At 64.6% G+C, this 14,666-nt stretch carries 12 protein-coding genes; 3 read left to right on the forward strand and 9 right to left on the reverse strand.

The features are described 5' to 3' along the window. The first annotated feature begins 47 nt into the window (after positions 1-47). The 3 genes from AC1MHZ_RS20930 to pgm all read left to right on the forward strand — a co-directional run bounded on the left by AC1MHZ_RS20930 (position 48) and on the right by pgm (position 5,679). Positions 48-1,697: a VRR-NUC domain-containing protein gene (locus tag AC1MHZ_RS20930; RefSeq protein ID WP_368828892.1), complete on the forward strand. Its 1,650-nt coding sequence runs from the start codon at positions 48-50 to the stop codon at positions 1,695-1,697. Continuing rightward, positions 1,694-3,955, forward strand: coding sequence for an ATP-dependent DNA helicase (locus AC1MHZ_RS20935; RefSeq protein ID WP_084858033.1), 2,262 nt, complete (start codon positions 1,694-1,696; stop codon positions 3,953-3,955). Before AC1MHZ_RS20930 ends, AC1MHZ_RS20935 begins: the two co-directional genes overlap by 4 nt. Before the next feature lie 86 nt (positions 3,956-4,041). Next, a complete protein-coding gene (pgm, locus tag AC1MHZ_RS20940; protein WP_482966872.1) occupies positions 4,042-5,679 on the forward strand; it encodes a phosphoglucomutase (alpha-D-glucose-1,6-bisphosphate-dependent) in 1,638 nt (545 codons plus the stop codon). A gap of 130 nt (positions 5,680-5,809) precedes the next feature. On the opposite strand, the gene AC1MHZ_RS20945 is transcribed toward pgm, so the two are convergent. The 9 genes from AC1MHZ_RS20945 to pnuC form a co-directional block, all read right to left on the reverse strand. Then, on the reverse strand, positions 5,810-7,966 hold the full coding sequence (locus AC1MHZ_RS20945; RefSeq protein WP_324811935.1) for an LTA synthase family protein: 2,157 nt from the start codon (positions 7,964-7,966) through the stop codon (positions 5,810-5,812). Between the two features lie 215 nt (positions 7,967-8,181). After that, positions 8,182-9,474, reverse strand: coding sequence for a transporter (locus AC1MHZ_RS20950; RefSeq protein ID WP_084858030.1), 1,293 nt, complete (start codon positions 9,472-9,474; stop codon positions 8,182-8,184). Positions 9,475-9,521: 47 nt separating this feature from the next. After that, the gene (locus tag AC1MHZ_RS20955; RefSeq protein ID WP_482966873.1) at positions 9,522-10,262 is read right to left on the reverse strand and encodes a hypothetical protein; all 741 of its coding nucleotides are present in this window, start codon (positions 10,260-10,262) and stop codon (positions 9,522-9,524) included. 36 nt (positions 10,263-10,298) lie between these two features. After that, positions 10,299-10,979, reverse strand: a complete 681-nt coding sequence (locus AC1MHZ_RS20960; protein ID WP_084858028.1) for a C39 family peptidase — start codon at positions 10,977-10,979, stop codon at positions 10,299-10,301. Positions 10,980-11,037: 58 nt separating this feature from the next. Then, a complete protein-coding gene (locus AC1MHZ_RS20965; RefSeq protein WP_084858027.1) occupies positions 11,038-12,009 on the reverse strand; it encodes a heme utilization protein in 972 nt (323 codons plus the stop codon). A gap of 54 nt (positions 12,010-12,063) precedes the next feature. Then, positions 12,064-12,642: an adhesin gene (locus AC1MHZ_RS20970; RefSeq protein ID WP_084858026.1), complete on the reverse strand. Its 579-nt coding sequence runs from the start codon at positions 12,640-12,642 to the stop codon at positions 12,064-12,066. Position 12,643: 1 nt separating this feature from the next. Then, positions 12,644-13,093 carry a hypothetical protein gene (locus AC1MHZ_RS20975; RefSeq protein ID WP_084858025.1) on the reverse strand — a complete coding sequence of 150 codons (450 nt, stop codon included), beginning with the start codon at positions 13,091-13,093 and terminating at the stop codon, positions 12,644-12,646. A 294-nt stretch (positions 13,094-13,387) separates the two neighbouring features. After that, positions 13,388-13,939: an AAA family ATPase gene (locus AC1MHZ_RS20980; protein ID WP_084858024.1), complete on the reverse strand. Its 552-nt coding sequence runs from the start codon at positions 13,937-13,939 to the stop codon at positions 13,388-13,390. Further along, the gene (gene pnuC / locus AC1MHZ_RS20985; protein WP_084858023.1) at positions 13,936-14,502 is read right to left on the reverse strand and encodes a nicotinamide riboside transporter PnuC; all 567 of its coding nucleotides are present in this window, start codon (positions 14,500-14,502) and stop codon (positions 13,936-13,938) included. The genes AC1MHZ_RS20980 and pnuC overlap by 4 nt, the downstream gene beginning before the upstream one ends. Between the last annotated feature and the right edge of the window lie 164 nt (positions 14,503-14,666).

The raw sequence follows: 14,666 nt of genomic DNA on the forward strand, positions 1-14,666 counted from the left end.
GGTCTGTATGTATAACCAGTGCCTGTCCCGCTATTTGCCCGTTCACCGTGATTGCCCATTCTGTCGATGACCCCTTCTATTACCTGTGCAACTTCAGGCAGGTCTTGGCATGGGTCCAGCAGCGCTATGCCGATGTGCTCGATGAGGCCGAGCAGGGTTTCCTGCGCGCTTTCGCCGGGCTGCCCGAGCCTGCCCAGGCCATGCTGGTGCGCATGGTCATGCGCAAAGGGGAGCTGTTTCGCAGTGACCGGCTCGACTATGCCGAAATCGGCCCATGGCAGGTCGCGCTCGAGCCGCTGCTGCAGCTTGGGTGGGTGTGTGACCGTTCGATGCTGGCCTTGGAGCAACTGTTCGGTGTGCTGCGCAAGGAAGAACTCGTTCAATGTTTCGCCGCGCAACTGAGTCGGCCCCGGGCGGCAAAGGCGGAATTGCTGGCGCAATTATTGCCACTGGCGCTTGCGCCCCGGCCATTGGCGCAATGGTTCCCGGCGTGCCCTGTGCGTATTTTTCATTGGCGCCTGCAACCGTTGTGCGATCGCTTGCGTCTGTTGTTCTTTGGCAACTTGTACCAGGACTGGTCGGAGTTCGTGCTTGCCGACCTGGGTGTGCTGCGCTATGAACAGGTACCGTTCAGCGCCGACTCCCGCGCATTGCGCCAACGCGCCGAGGTCGACCTGGCCATGGCTTTGCACCGGTGCGCCGAACGTCTGGAGCAGGGCGAGGCGCCAGGCGTCGTGCTGGCTGCTTTGGAAGGGCTGCACAGCGACAACCCCTGGCTTGCCCGGCGCCATTCCCGGGTCTTGTATGGCATAGGCCAACGGTGCGAGCGGCTAGGCGACTGGGACCAAGCCTTCGAAGTGTACGGCCAGAGCAACCACCCCGAGGCGCGCATCCGTCAGGTACGCACCCTGGAGCGTAGCGAGCGCTGGGCGCAGGCCCATGCACTGGCGTCGGAAATGGCCGCCGCTCCGGCCAATGCCCTTGAGTCCCAGGCAGTGGCCCGCATGCTGCCGCGCCTTGGGCGCAAACTGGGCGGGCCGCCGCGGGCGCGCCGCCGTGCGGCGGACCTCGAGCTGATCGAGCTGCAGCTGCCCGCGGCGCTCGCGCACCTCGGCGTCGAGGAGGCGGTTCGCCTGCACCTGGAGCAGGGCGGGGGTACTTGTCATTACGTGGAGAACACGCTGTTCAACAGCCTGTTCGGTCTGTTGTGCTGGGAGGCGATCTTCGCCCCGGTACCCGGCGCTTTCTTCCACCCGTTCCAGGCCGGCCCCCAGGACCTGCATGACGACGATTTCCGGCAACGCCGTGCCACCCTGTTCGACGCCTGCCTCGGTCGGCTCGACGATGGCAGCTATAGGCAGGCCATCGGCCAGTGCTTTGTGGCCAAGCAAGGTTTGCAATCGCCTTTCGTGTTCTGGTCGATGCTCACGCCCGAGCTGCTCGACCAAGCCTTGGCCTGCGTGCCGGCGATCCATCTGAAGCAGTGTTTCCTGCGCCTGTTGCAGGATATCCGCAACAACCGCGCCGGCATGCCTGACCTGGTCCAGTTCTGGCCCGAGGAAGGCCGATACCGCATGGTCGAGGTCAAGGGGCCCGGAGACCGCCTGCAGGACAACCAGCTGCGCTGGCTGGAGTTCTGCCGTGAGCACGGCTTGCCGGTCGTGGTCTGCCATGTCCGCTGGAGCGACACGGCATGACCTACACCGTGGCGGTGCGCGCGCTGTGCGAATTCAGCGCCAAGGTCGCAGACCTGGACCTGCGCTTCACGCCTTCGCCCACGGCCCAGGAAGGTATTGCCGGCCACCGCCGGGTGGTGGCAAGGCGCGGGGCAGGGTATGAGTCCGAGGTGGCGCTGCAAGGCCGATACCAAGGGCTCGAAGTGCGAGGCCGAGCCGATGGCTATGACCCGGCGGCCAACCGCCTGGAGGAAATCAAAACGCACCGTGGCGACCTGTCACGTCAGCCGGCCAACCATCGACAGCTGCATTGGGCCCAGGCCAAGGTCTACGGCTGGTTGCTGTGCCAGGCACGCCAATTGGACTCGATCGAGGTCGCGCTGGTGTACCTGGACGTGGACAGCGATCGCCAGACTGTATTCAGCGAGCAGCATGCCGCGACCGACCTGCAACGTTTCTTCGAACGCCAATGCCGCTGCTTCCTGGCCTGGGCCCAGGCCCAGGAGCGGCGCCTGGCCGAGCGCGACCGCGACCTCGAGGCACTGGGCTTTCCCTACCCACAGTTTCGCCAGGGCCAGCGCCAGTTGGCCGAGACTTTGTACAAAGCGGTCAGCACCGGCCGCTGCCTGATGGCCCAGGCCAGTACGGGGATCGGCAAGACCCTCGGCACCTTGTTCCCGTTGCTCAAGGCCATGGTGCCGCAGCGACTGGACAAACTGTTCTTCCTCACCGCCAAGACCCCAGGCCGGGCCCTGGCCCTCGACGCCCTGCGCCAGATCACCGAAGCCACGCCGCAACCGGCCCTGCGTACCCTGGAACTGATCGCCCGGGACAAAGCCTGCGAGCATCCGGGAAGCGCCTGCCATGGCGAGTCCTGCCCGCTGGCACGCGGCTTCTATGATCGCTTGCCTGCTGCGCGTGAGGCTGCGGCGCAACGGCCACTGCTCGACCGTGCCGGCCTGCGCGAAGTGGCCCTGGCGCACCAGGTCTGTCCGTACTACCTGGGGCAGGAGATGGCGCGTTGGGTCGATGTGCTGGTCGCCGACTACAACTACTACTTCGATGCCCACGCCCTGCTGCATGCCCTGACCCAGGCCAATCAGTGGCGGGTCGCGGTATTGGTGGACGAGGCCCACAACCTGGTGGAGCGGGGCCGGGGGATGTATAGCGCAAGCCTCGACCAGGGCCAGCTGCAGGCCTTGCGCCAAGGCAAGCCGGCGGGGCTTGGCAGCGCCCTGGAGCGGCTCAACCGCCAGTGGAACGCGTTGTACAAGACGCAACGAGCGCCCTACGAGGCCAGCGATCAGTTGCCCGGGGCATTTCTTGGCGCCTTGCAGCACTGCACCGGCCAGATCCAGGCGCGTCTTGAACAGGCCCCGGGCGAGGTGGAACCGGCCGTCTTGCAGTTCTACTTCCAGGCCTTGCAGTTCAGCCGGGTCGCGGAGTTGTTCGACGAGCATTTCATCTTCGATGTAAGCGTGCGCAACGGCCCGCGCAAGCGTCGGCTGGCCACCCTGTGCCTGCGCAACGTGGTTCCGGCGCGCCTGTTGGGCCCGCGCATGAGCGCGGCACGTAGCGTCACGTTGTTCTCCGCCACCCTCAATCCCCGGCATTTCTATACCGACCTGCTGGGCATGCCGGCTGACACCGCCTGGCTGGAGGTGGCGGCGCCGTTTCGGGCCGAGCAACTGCAGGTGCGCGTCGTCAGCCAGATTTGCACCCGTTACCGCGAGCGGCACGCCTCCTTGGCCCCGATCGTGGAACTGATCGCCGAGCAGTACCGGCGTGCACCAGGCAACTACCTGGCTTTCTTCAGCAGCTTCGAGTACCTCGGGCAGGTGGCCACGCTGCTGGCCGAGCGTTACCCGGCCATCCCGCGTTGGCAACAGGCCCCAGGCATGGACGAAGGGGCGCGGGAGGCGTTTCTTGCTCGCTTCGTGCCCGATGGCGAGGGTGTCGGGTTCGCGGTTTTGGGCGGCGCCTTCGGCGAAGGCGTCGACCTGCCCGGCAGCCGGCTGATCGGTGCCTTCGTCGCCACCTTGGGGCTGCCCCAGGTCAACCCGGTCAACGAGCAGTTCAAGCAGCGCCTGGGGCGACAGTTCGGTGCGGGCTTCGATTACGCCTACCTGTACCCGGGCGTGCGCAAGGTCATCCAGGCCGCTGGCCGGGTGATCCGTGGCGACCAGGACCAGGGCGTGCTGCTGCTGATCGACGAACGCTTCGCCGAGCCGCGGGTGCGACAGATGTTCCCCGGTTGGTGGCAGGTGGTGGGCGAATAATCGCCACGGGCCCCATCGCACGGCGTTGCAACTCCCAGTACACTGCGCGTTCCAACACCTACATCCGTTGAACTCGAGGTTCTTGCATGACGCTCAGTCCTTTGGCAGGCAAGCCGGCTCCGGCCAGCGTGCTGGTCGATATTCCCCGCCTGCTCACCGCTTTCTACACCGGCCGCCCCGACGCCGCCGTGGCGGCCCAGCGCGTGGCCTTCGGCACCTCCGGGCACCGGGGCACCTCGCTCGAGCTGAGCTTCAACGAAGACCATGTGCTGGCGATCACCCAGGCCATCTGCCTGTACCGCCAGGAAAAAGGCATCGATGGCCCGCTGTTCGTCGGTGCCGACACCCATGCGCTGTCCGCGCCGGCTGCCGCCAGCGCGTTGGAGGTGCTGGCCGCCAATGGCGTGCAGGTGATGTTGTCCAAGGACGATGAATACACCCCGACCCCGGCGGTGTCCCATGCCATCCTCTGCCACAACCGTGGCCGTCAGCAGGGCCTTGCCGATGGCGTGGTCATCACGCCGTCGCACAACCCGCCCCAGAGCGGTGGTTTCAAGTACAACCCGCCCAACGGCGGCCCGGCCGACAGCGATGTCACCAAGTGGATCGAAGCCAAAGCCAACGAGCTGCTGGCCGCCGGCCTTGCCGGCGTCAAGCGCATGGACCATGCCCAGGCCCTGCAGGCGGCGACCACCCAGCGTTACGACTATGTGGGCCGCTACGTGGCGGACCTGGAGAATGTCATCGACTTCGACGTCATCCGCAACGCCAAGCTGCGCCTGGGCGTCGACCCCCTGGGCGGTGCCGGGGTAGGTTACTGGCAGGCCATTGCCGAGCGCTACCGTCTGGACCTGGAAGTGGTCAATACCGAAGTGGACCCCACGTTCCGCTTCATGACCGTCGATTGGGACGGGCAGATCCGCATGGACCCATCCTCGCCCCATGCCATGCAGGGCCTGATCGGCCTGCGCGAACGCTTCGACGTGGCGTTCGCCTGCGACCCGGACCACGACCGCCACGGCATCGTCACCCCGGACGGCCTGCTGCAGCCGAACAATTACCTGGCCGTGGCCATCGACTACCTGTTCCGCCATCGTCCGCAGTGGCGCAGCGACGCCGCCGTGGGCAAGACGGTGGTCAGCAGCGCACTGATCGACCGCGTCACCGAGCGCCTGGGCCGTGAGCTGTACGAAGTGCCGGTGGGCTTCAAGTTCTTCGCCCAAGGCCTGTTCGACGGCTCGCTGGGCTTCGGTGGCGAGGAGAGTGCCGGGGCGTCGTTCCTGCGCAAGGACGGCAGCGTCTGGGCCACCGACAAGGACGGATTGATCCCTGCGCTGCTGGCCGCGGAAATGACTGCCCGCACCGGGCGCAACCCGAGCCAGGCCTACGCAGACCTGACCGCCGAGCTGGGCAAGCCATTCGCCACCCGTGTCGAGGCCAAGGCCAATGCACGGCAGAAGGCACTGTTGAGCAAGCTGGCTGCCGAGCAGGTGACGTCCACGGAGCTGGCCGGCGAGCCGATCGAGCAAATCCTCAGCCATGCGCCGGGCAACGGCCAGGCCATCGGTGGTTTGAAGGTGATGACCGCCAACGGCTGGTTCGCCGCGCGCCCGTCAGGCACCGAGGACATCTACAAGATCTACGCCGAGAGCTTCGTCAGCGAAGAGCACCTGCAGCGCCTGGTGCGCGAGGCCCAGGTACTGGTGGACGCGGCGATCGCTTGATCGCCGGTGGTGTAGGACCGGTCTGTGGGAGCGGGTTTACCGCGAAGCGTTCGACGCGGTGCTTGGCACCGGCTCTGCCGGTGATCGCGGGACAAGCCCGCTCCTACAGGGGCCGTGCGACGGGGGCGTATCAGCCGCCCCCGGCAACACCGGTGATCACGCTGAAATCACTGACCTGCACTTCACCGCCGCCATACCCCAGCAGGTGGAAGGAAAACGCCTTTCGGGCCGAGGGGTTGTCGAAGCCGAACTCAAGCTCCAGCGGCCGGTCGGCCGTTACGATGATTTCTTCCGGTAGTCCCAACGGTACATCCTGTTCGTACTCCTTGGCCTTGAGCTGGATATAGGCATCATGCTTGGGGTCCAGGGAGCGTACGATCACCCGTACGCGGGTATGGGAGCCTTCGGGCATTTCCAGGTATTGCGCACCGATCAGGTTGTCGGCCCACTCGTCACGGATGCGCTTGCGCAGCTGGATCGCCGCCGGCCCGCCAAACTGGTAGCGCAGGTTCAACGGTGTGTGCAGCAATGACTGGTCCAGGGTACTGGCCAGGGCGGTGAGCTGTTGGCCGGTGGTGTCCGTGGCACGGTCCATGTACTCGGCCTGGTCGGCGATGAAACCGTTGCTGGCGTAGCGCCGGCAACGTTGCTGGAAGTCACATTCGGTGAAGGTGCCGTGGCCATCGTGGTAGCGCAGCATGCCGTTGGTGTAGGCAATCATTTCGCGACCGGTGTCGTAGTCACGGAACAGCGAGCGCCCGCTCAAGGCGGCCGGGATCGGCAGGGCATAGTAGTCGAGCAGCGACGCGGCCAGGTCCACATGGCCGTAAGTTCCGCGCTTGAGTCGTGGCAACTGGGCCTGTTCGGGGGCCAGGACCAGGCTGAACCCCCAGGAGGAGGCCAGGCGAACCCCGTCGATACCGTGGGACTCATCCGACGTGATGACCACCAGGGTGTCCTTGAGCACACCCTGGCGTTCCAGGTTCACCAGGAAGGCATCGAGGGCATCGTCCAGGTAGGCCACCGCTGCCTGCTTGGTCGTGTCGTAGCGCTGCAGGTAGCGCTGCGGTGCGGAATACGGTTGGTGGGTGCCGACGGTCAGCAGGGTCAGCATCCAGGGCTGTTTCTGCTTGCGCAACTGCTTCACGTACTTCTGTGCGCCTTCGAAGAAGGCCCGGTCGTCCTTGCCCCAACGAAAAGGCAGGTAGTTCTTGTTGCTGAACCACTCCTGGCCGTGCACCGCGTCGAAGCCGATGTGCGGCATGATCCGATCCTTGGCCATGAAGCGCAGGCCCGCACCCTGCAGGTAATGGGTACTGAACCCCGCCTGGCGCAGCTGTGCCGGCAGGCAGGCCTGGTTGCGCACCTCCTGGGTCAGCATCTCCATGCCTTTTGGCGTGCCGTTGGCCAGCTTGTCGTAGTCACCGCACAGCAGCGCGTACAGGCCGCGGATGGTTTGGTGGGTGTGCAGCACGTAGTCGGGCGTGTTCATGCCGCGCTCGGCCCAGCGACTGAGCTTGGGCATCAGGTCTTCGTCGAAGCTGCTGTTCAAGGCCTGGCGGTTGGCGCGGATATAGGCACCGGGGATGCCTTCCAGGACGATCACCAGGACGTTATGCGCCTGTCCAGGCGCTTTTAGCAGCTTTTGACCGTTGAGGTCGGACTGGGTCAGGCCCGTGGAGGGCAGGGGGGCGAAGGTGGGTTTTTCGCCGAAACGCTCAACGGCCTGGCGTTGGAGGTCACCCACCCCGGCCGAGAGCAACTGGTGCGAGAGGTTGTATTGACGCCATTGGTCGGCATCGGACGGCGCCAGGTGCTGGCTGCCCCAATGCACGCCGAACAATAGCAGGGGGATCGCCCAGGCCTTGCGTGGCAGGGTGCCACTGGGGGTGCCACGGCTGTACCAGACGCTGCCCAGCCAGGCCACCACGCCGACACCGAGCGCCCAGGGCAGCCAGGGGTGGGCGAGGCCGCCGCCGGTGGAGTTTTCCATGAACTGCGCATCGAACAGGTAGTTCAGGTCGGCACTGGTGGGCAGACGGCCCACGGCACTGACCAGTTCGGCGCTGGCGACGATCAGGCTGGCCCAGGCCAGCAGCAAGGGCAACGCCAGCCACCAGGCGCGGCGCTGCAGCAAGAGCACCAATACGCTGCCGATGGCCAGGTCGGAGACATAGCCCAGGGGGTTGGACCAGCCGAGCGCGGCCCGGATGCCCAGTGGGATCGCCAACACCAGCGTGGCCAACGCCACGAGCCGGGTGCTGGAGCGACCGAGCAGTTTTTTCACAAAGACTTCCTTCTTGTCATGAAACAGTCACTCAAGTGTGCTTCATGATAACAGGCGCTTGGCGGGGGGCGAGGGTTGCAGACGGGATGCAGGAGCGATCAGGGGCCGCTGCACGCCCCGCTCGCACAGGCCCTGCACCAGCCGAGGGCCTGTAGGAGCTGCCTTGCGCCGCGAAAGGGCTGCGAAGCAGCCCCTGGAAGTGGCAGTGTGGTCACTCAGAAGTAGTACGGGAATTTCAGGCTGAAGGTGAAGTCCGGCGCATCGTCGGTCAGGCCAATCGACAGGTTGGGCACGATGGTCAGGTTGTCGGTCGCAGCCAGGGTCATGCCGATGTTGAAGTAGCCCGCGTTGGCGTCGCTGCTCTTCACGTCGGCCCACTCGTCGCCGGTCTCGGCGGACTTGATCCGCGAACGGCGGGCGATCAGTTCGGACACCGAGAACGACATCGACATCTTCTCGTTCAAGGCAAAGGCCACGCCTGCACCGATCTGGAAGCTGTCGCCGATCTTCACCTTGCCCGGGATCTTCTGGTTGACCGTGGAACTGACGTCGCTGAACTTCTCCTCGAAGGTATGGGTGTAAGACAGGCTGCCGAACAGCACCGCCGGGTCGTAGGTCTTGACCAGCGAGATACCCGGGGTGATCGACCAGACGCCGTTGCCGGTAGGCAGGTCTTCGGGGTAAGTGAGGTTGTCGTTGAGCGGGTCGCGGATCAGCTTGATGCCGAAGGGGTCCTTGCCGGTGGGGGCCTTGACCCTCACGCTGAACACCGCATCGGGGGTGTTCTCCGACTCGTCGAGGAACTTGTAGGCCACACCGAAGTTGACGTCGCCCAGCGCAGGGTCGCGGGTGACGGTATGTTCGGAGACATCGTTGGAGGCACCACCGACGCCGCCGGACTGGTAAGTAGACTCGCGGTAGACGATTGGCACGTTGACGTCAAACTGCCAGCGCTGGTCGTAGTTGTAGCGGGCGGTCAGGTCCAGGGTCCAGTTGTCGGCCTTGATCCGGTCGAGGTTGATATTGCCCAGGAAGATCGAGTCCAGCGCCAGGAAACCGTTGAGGATCAACTGGCGGGTGTCGTAGCGGGCGTAGGTGATGCCGGTCTCGAGGCTGAACTTGCCACCGCCGAAGAAGCCGCTGGCCTCGTCATACAGGTTGGACACGCTCTGGGCCGGCTCCGAGTCGTCCTTGAGCGATTCACCGTAGGAGGAACCCGTTGCCCCTGCAGCCCCGCCGGAGGCGGCGATGGCCTGGTTGTTGCGTGGCTGAGAGGCAGGGGAGCGGGTCAGGCGCTTGGGTGGGGGGGCGACAGGTTGTTCTTCGACCTGGCGGACCCGTTGCTCCAGCACCATCAGGGCTTGCTGCTGGGCTTCGTAACGCTCCTTCAATGCTGCCAGTTCGGCCTTCAGGGCCTCGACCTGCGGATCGGCGGCGGCGTAGAGCAGGGTGGAAGGCACCAAGGTGCCCAGACAGACAACTGCTTTCAACGACATGAATCGATGCATAAGTTAGCCGTCCCTACGAATACTACGATGGTGAGACGAAGCGTAGATCAATAGCCGGTGATTCGAAGGCCCTTGAGTTGATCGAGATTGCAGTTCAGTGCGCCGGCTGACGGTAGGTTGTCGCGCAGCACCACATTGAGCTGGGTCATGTTGCTGACCGCGTTGTTACCGCCAAGCAGCGTCGTGGCTTGCAGCAGGCCGCCATCGGACAGGCGCTGCAGGCTCGAGCCTTGGTTGTTGTTGGCCTGGATGGCCATCTGGATGCCTTTGCCGGTGTTCGACACGCTCAGGGTGCCGGCATTGTTGCTGGTGGTCAGGGTCTTGCCCGATGCCAGTACCTGGCCTTGTGGCGTGGTAGCAGGCCCCTTGCCGCCTTCACTGACATTGATCGCGACATCGTTGTAGGCGCTGTTGTTGTCGCCGGCCGCGCGGACCGATTGGGTCACGCCCTGGGTATTGCCCAGGCCGCTGCCACCTGTGACCACGCCATGGCCTTGGCCTGGGGCGACGCCGCCACCGTTCTTGCCGGTCATGGAGACGTAGAACTGCGGCTTGAAGCTGTTGTGCTGCACCTGCATCGTCGTGGTTGCGCCAATGCGGTCGCCGGCAGCGTTCTGCCAGGTGCTGCTCATGACCACGCCGAAGCTGATGATCCGCCCCGGCATCACATAGCGCCCACGCAACTGGGCCAGCTCCTGGTCCTTGACTTCGATGGGCTTGAACGTCTGCGCCTGGGTCGGGAGGCTGGCAGCCAGGCATGCCGCTACCAGCCAGTTGATTGTCTTCATCGCTGCTCCCCGGAGCTCCGTGCCCCTTTGTAATCACTAGAAGAAGTCGCTCTGGATGAACCCGAATTCCATCAATTGGGCATCGTCCACCGGGTAGAACCCATTGATGCGGTTCCTGGCGGTGACCGGAGCCGGTGGGTCGAGCAGGGCGTTGGCCTTGTCGTAGCCGGGGCCGATGACGGCGAAGATGATGCCGTTCCAGCCTTTGACGAAATCGTCGAATTTGTAGCGTTTGTGGCCCAGCACCGGGTCGCCGATGTACACCCAGCCCCGGTTGATGCGTTGGAGCACGACGAAGTGCTTGTAGCCACGAATGTCCATCAGCACCACCACCGGAATGCTCACCCGGTGCAGGCTGTCGGCCTCGACCCGGTAGCCCCGGGCGCGCATGCCGATGCTTTCCACGTAGCGCTTCATATCCAGCATGGAAAAGCCCTGGACCTTGACCAGGTCCGGGTCGGCGTGGGCGAGCATGCCTTCGATGACCTGGCTTTCATCGACATCGAGCCAATAGGCTTGCTTGAGGATGGTGGCCAGGGCGGCGGCACCGCAGCTGAAATCGGTCTTCTGTTGCACCAGGTCGGCGAAGCGACGCTCGCGGATGCTCTGTACCGGCTTGTACACCAAGGTCCCGCCTGGCATCGCCGCGATCGGCATCTGCGTGGCCTCGACCAGGCCGGCCAGGAACATGAGTGCGGCAAGCAGAACTGCGCGCATGGCCTTCTCCCCCGACGCGAAACAGGAAAGGGGCCCCGAAGGGCCCCGATTGGCTGTGTTACAGGCCGGTGCAGGCTTTGCAACCTGCGGCGATGGACAGCGAGTTGCTCTGCTGGTTGCCCGAACCTGCCGAGACGTTGGCGCCCACGTTGCCCGACACGCCGTTGAGCGAGTTGCTCATGGTGGCGGTGTTGGTCACAGGGTTTTTCCAGCCGTTGGGGGTCAGCACCTGGTAGGTGGCGACACCGGCCAGGCCGAAGGTGCCTTCTTCGTGGAACTTCAGAGGGTCCTTGTCGGTTTTGCCCTTGTCATGGCCATGGCCGTGGCCCCAGCCTTTTTCGTCTTCAACATAGCCCCAGCCGTCACCCTTGTACTGGCCATAGGCTTTGAAGCTGGCCTGCAGGGTTTCCTTGTCCATCTTGCGGTCAGCGTTGTTTTCGACGTTCAAGCCCGTAGTGGCCTGGGTGGCGGTGGAGGCGGCCATCGCTACACGGCCACCGGACACGGCGATCGCCAGGTTGTTTTTCTGCTGGTTGAAGTCGCCGGCGGTGACGTTCACGCCGATATTGCCCGAGCTGCCATTGGCCGAGTCGACCAGGTTGGCGGTGTTGCTGGTGGAGAAGTTCTTGACGTTGTTGCCGGCGTTGACCTGGGTGGCGGTGGAGATAGCCATGGCGCTGCCGAAGATGAAACGCTCATCGGCAGTGGCGATGGCGGCCACGTTGTCCTGCTGGTTGCCGTCACCGGCAGCCACGTTGGCGCCCAGGTTGCCGTTGGAGCGGTTGGCGGAGTCTTCCATCGCCGCGTCGTTCTCGGTCGCCTCGTTACGCACGGTGTTGCCGGTGTTGACCTGGGTATCGGTCACCGTGGCGGCCGCTCCCGCGCTGACCAACAGCTGCAGAAGGACATTGTCATGGTTGTTGTGATGGCCATGGTGGCCGTTGTTATGCCGGTTATCAGCTTGTGCAGCAACTGCCATGACCGCTGCGAGGGCGAATACCAGAGGCTTGAGTGCCATTTTAGGTTTCATGGTGTTTCTCCACTTGTTTCTCGTTGTTAAGTGTTGTGTTGAAGCCACTTTGGGTCAGTCAGCGACCCGTACGCTCAGGGTGTTGCCCATTCGGTTGCCCACCCCGGCGCTCTGATTCAACTGGATCACGCCACGGCTGCCGGTGAAGGCCTGGTCACTGGTAGTGACCTGGCGACTGCCGGGAGCGCGATCCGTTGCCTCGGAGCCATTGGCCAGCGAGACGTTCTGCTGGCTGAGAATGCTGTCGTCGATGCTTTGCGGGACGGCACTGATGCCGATCCGTACTGCGTTGGCCTGCTGCGTGGCGGCGCCGGCGGACTGGTTGATACCGAGCAGGCCGTTGCCGTTGCTGAAGGCGTTGCCGTGGATGCTGGCGCGGCTGTCCCGGGCCGGGTCGGCAAGAAAGTCAGTGCGCTGGCGAACCTCGGTGGTGGCCTTGGCATTGGTGCCGATAGCCATGGCCCGGACGTTGGCCTGCTGCTGGGCATCGCCCGCCGCCTGGTTGATGCCGAGGTTGCCCTGGTAGGTGCGACCGCTGGCACCAAGGGTGGCGTTGTCCACCACTGGCGAGCCGGCCAGCGCCAGGCTGGGGCCCAGCGCCAGGCACAGCAGGGAGAGCTTGAGTGCGCGCATGTCATTGGCCCCGGGTGAGGATCTGCAGCGGCGCCAGGCCGCGCTGGACGTTCTGGTTGACCGTGTTGGAGATGGTGTTGCCACCGCCGGCCCCGGCACCCGATCCGCCGGCCATGCCAGGTAGCCGGGACTGGACGGTGTCCAGGCCGCGCAAGCTGCCCGAGTGGTCGGTGGCGAGCAGGCGATTGACTGTCGAGCCGCTGGCGATGCGCGCGAAGTCACCGTCGGTCAACTCGTTGGTCTGGGCTTTCACCCGGGCCGATTCGTTGGTGTTGACGGTAGTGGGGTAGGGGTCGGGGGTACCGGTCTTCCGAGCGGCTTGGCGAGCCTGGACATCACGGGTCAGAACGATGATCCCGTTGCCCTCGGCGCTGGCGGGAAGGGGGAAGGCCGCGGCGGTCAGGCAACCCAGGACGAGCAGTGCAGGCAGTGTCTTGTTCTTGGTCCCCACGGCGATGCTCCCTTCTCTGTGCGCTGGCCCTTGAGCGTTGACAGAGGTAGAGCGAAAGTCGTGCCGCTTTTATTTTTTATAGTTAAATCAAGTTGTTGGGTGTTTCATGGGGCCGTTCGGTGTTTTTCTGTTTCACGGCTGATACAGAAAAACCGTCCATCGCCCTACAGGCCTTGAAAACCCACGCGGCCCGGGATGACGGCAGTAGCTGTATCACGTTTGAAACAGTTTCCCCAGGTCTGTGGCGAAGCCCCCAACAATGGGGGGCCTAGCTGACTGTACAGTTACAAAAAATTAACACTCGGTGGCGCAGGCTGGCGCCTGACCGTCAAGCAGACGCGCCACCGCTGCCAGGGCCTGGGCCTGGCGGGTGGGCCAGTCGCCTGCGAGTACTTGAAAGGGTTTCTGGTGAGTGTGCAGCCAGTGCAGGCTATCCTCGAAGAACCTTTGCCGCTCTTCCAGGCGGGGTTGGCAGCGCTGGCCGTCGCCGACCCAATCGACACCTTGCGGGCTGAGCAGCAGGTGCAGGTCATAGTGGCGTTCGAGCAGGGCCTGCTCGAGCCAGGCGGGGCAGTCTGCGAACAGTACCCGGCTCCAAAGGATGTTGCTGAGCAGGTGGGTGTCGAGGATCAACAGGTCGGGCGCCTGCCGGCGGCTCTGGTCCTCCCAGGCAAGCTGGCCGCGGGCGATGGCGGGAATATCGGCATAGCAGGTGTCGCGCTGTTCCCGCTCGATGAAATGGCGGACGTATTCACCGACCACCACACCGCCGAAATGCGCCTGGATTTCGCCACTCAGCCAGCTCTTGCCGCTGGACTCCGGCCCGCATAGCACCAGGACCTTCATGCGGGGGCCAATGCCGGGTCGCGGCGCCATTGCACCCAGCCGCGCACGGCGATCAAGGTGAACAGTGCGTAGAGCGCTGCGGTGAGGTAGAGGCCCTTGTAGAGGAACAGCCCCACGAAGACCACATCCAGTACCATCCACAGCGCCCAGCATTGCACACGCTTCTGCGCCATCCACACCTGGGCCACCAGGCTGAAGCCGGTCAGGGCCGCATCGAGCCAGGGCTGTGCCGCGTCGGTCCAGTGCGCCATGGCAGCGCCCAGACCCAGGCTCGCCAGCAAGCCTACGCCCAGGCCGGTGAACACCTGCCCGGCCCCCAGGCTGGAAACCTGGCGTGCGTCTTCCACACGGTCAGGCCGGGTCCATTGCCACCAGCCGTACAGTTGCAGCACGGCGTAGACCAGTTGCAGGAGCATGTCGGAATACAGCTTCACTTCATAGAAGATCCAGCTATAGAGCAGCACCATCACCAGGCCGATCGGCCAGCACCACGGGTTTTGCTTGACTGTGAGCCACACGGCGATGACGCCGAGCACGGCGGCGAAGAGTTCGAGGCCGGACATCGGCGATCCTTGGGCAGGGGTAGAGGGCGCGATTGTAGCCTGTAGGGCGGGGAAGCTGTAGGGGCGCGCCGCGATGGCGTCAGGCTGGGCAGCGGCAGTGCCTGGGCTGATGCCATCGCGGGGCAAGCCCGCTCCTACAGGGGGCGCGTGGGTTTGACGAAGGG

It is taken from the genome of Pseudomonas sp. FA-1 (assembly GCF_056856075.1).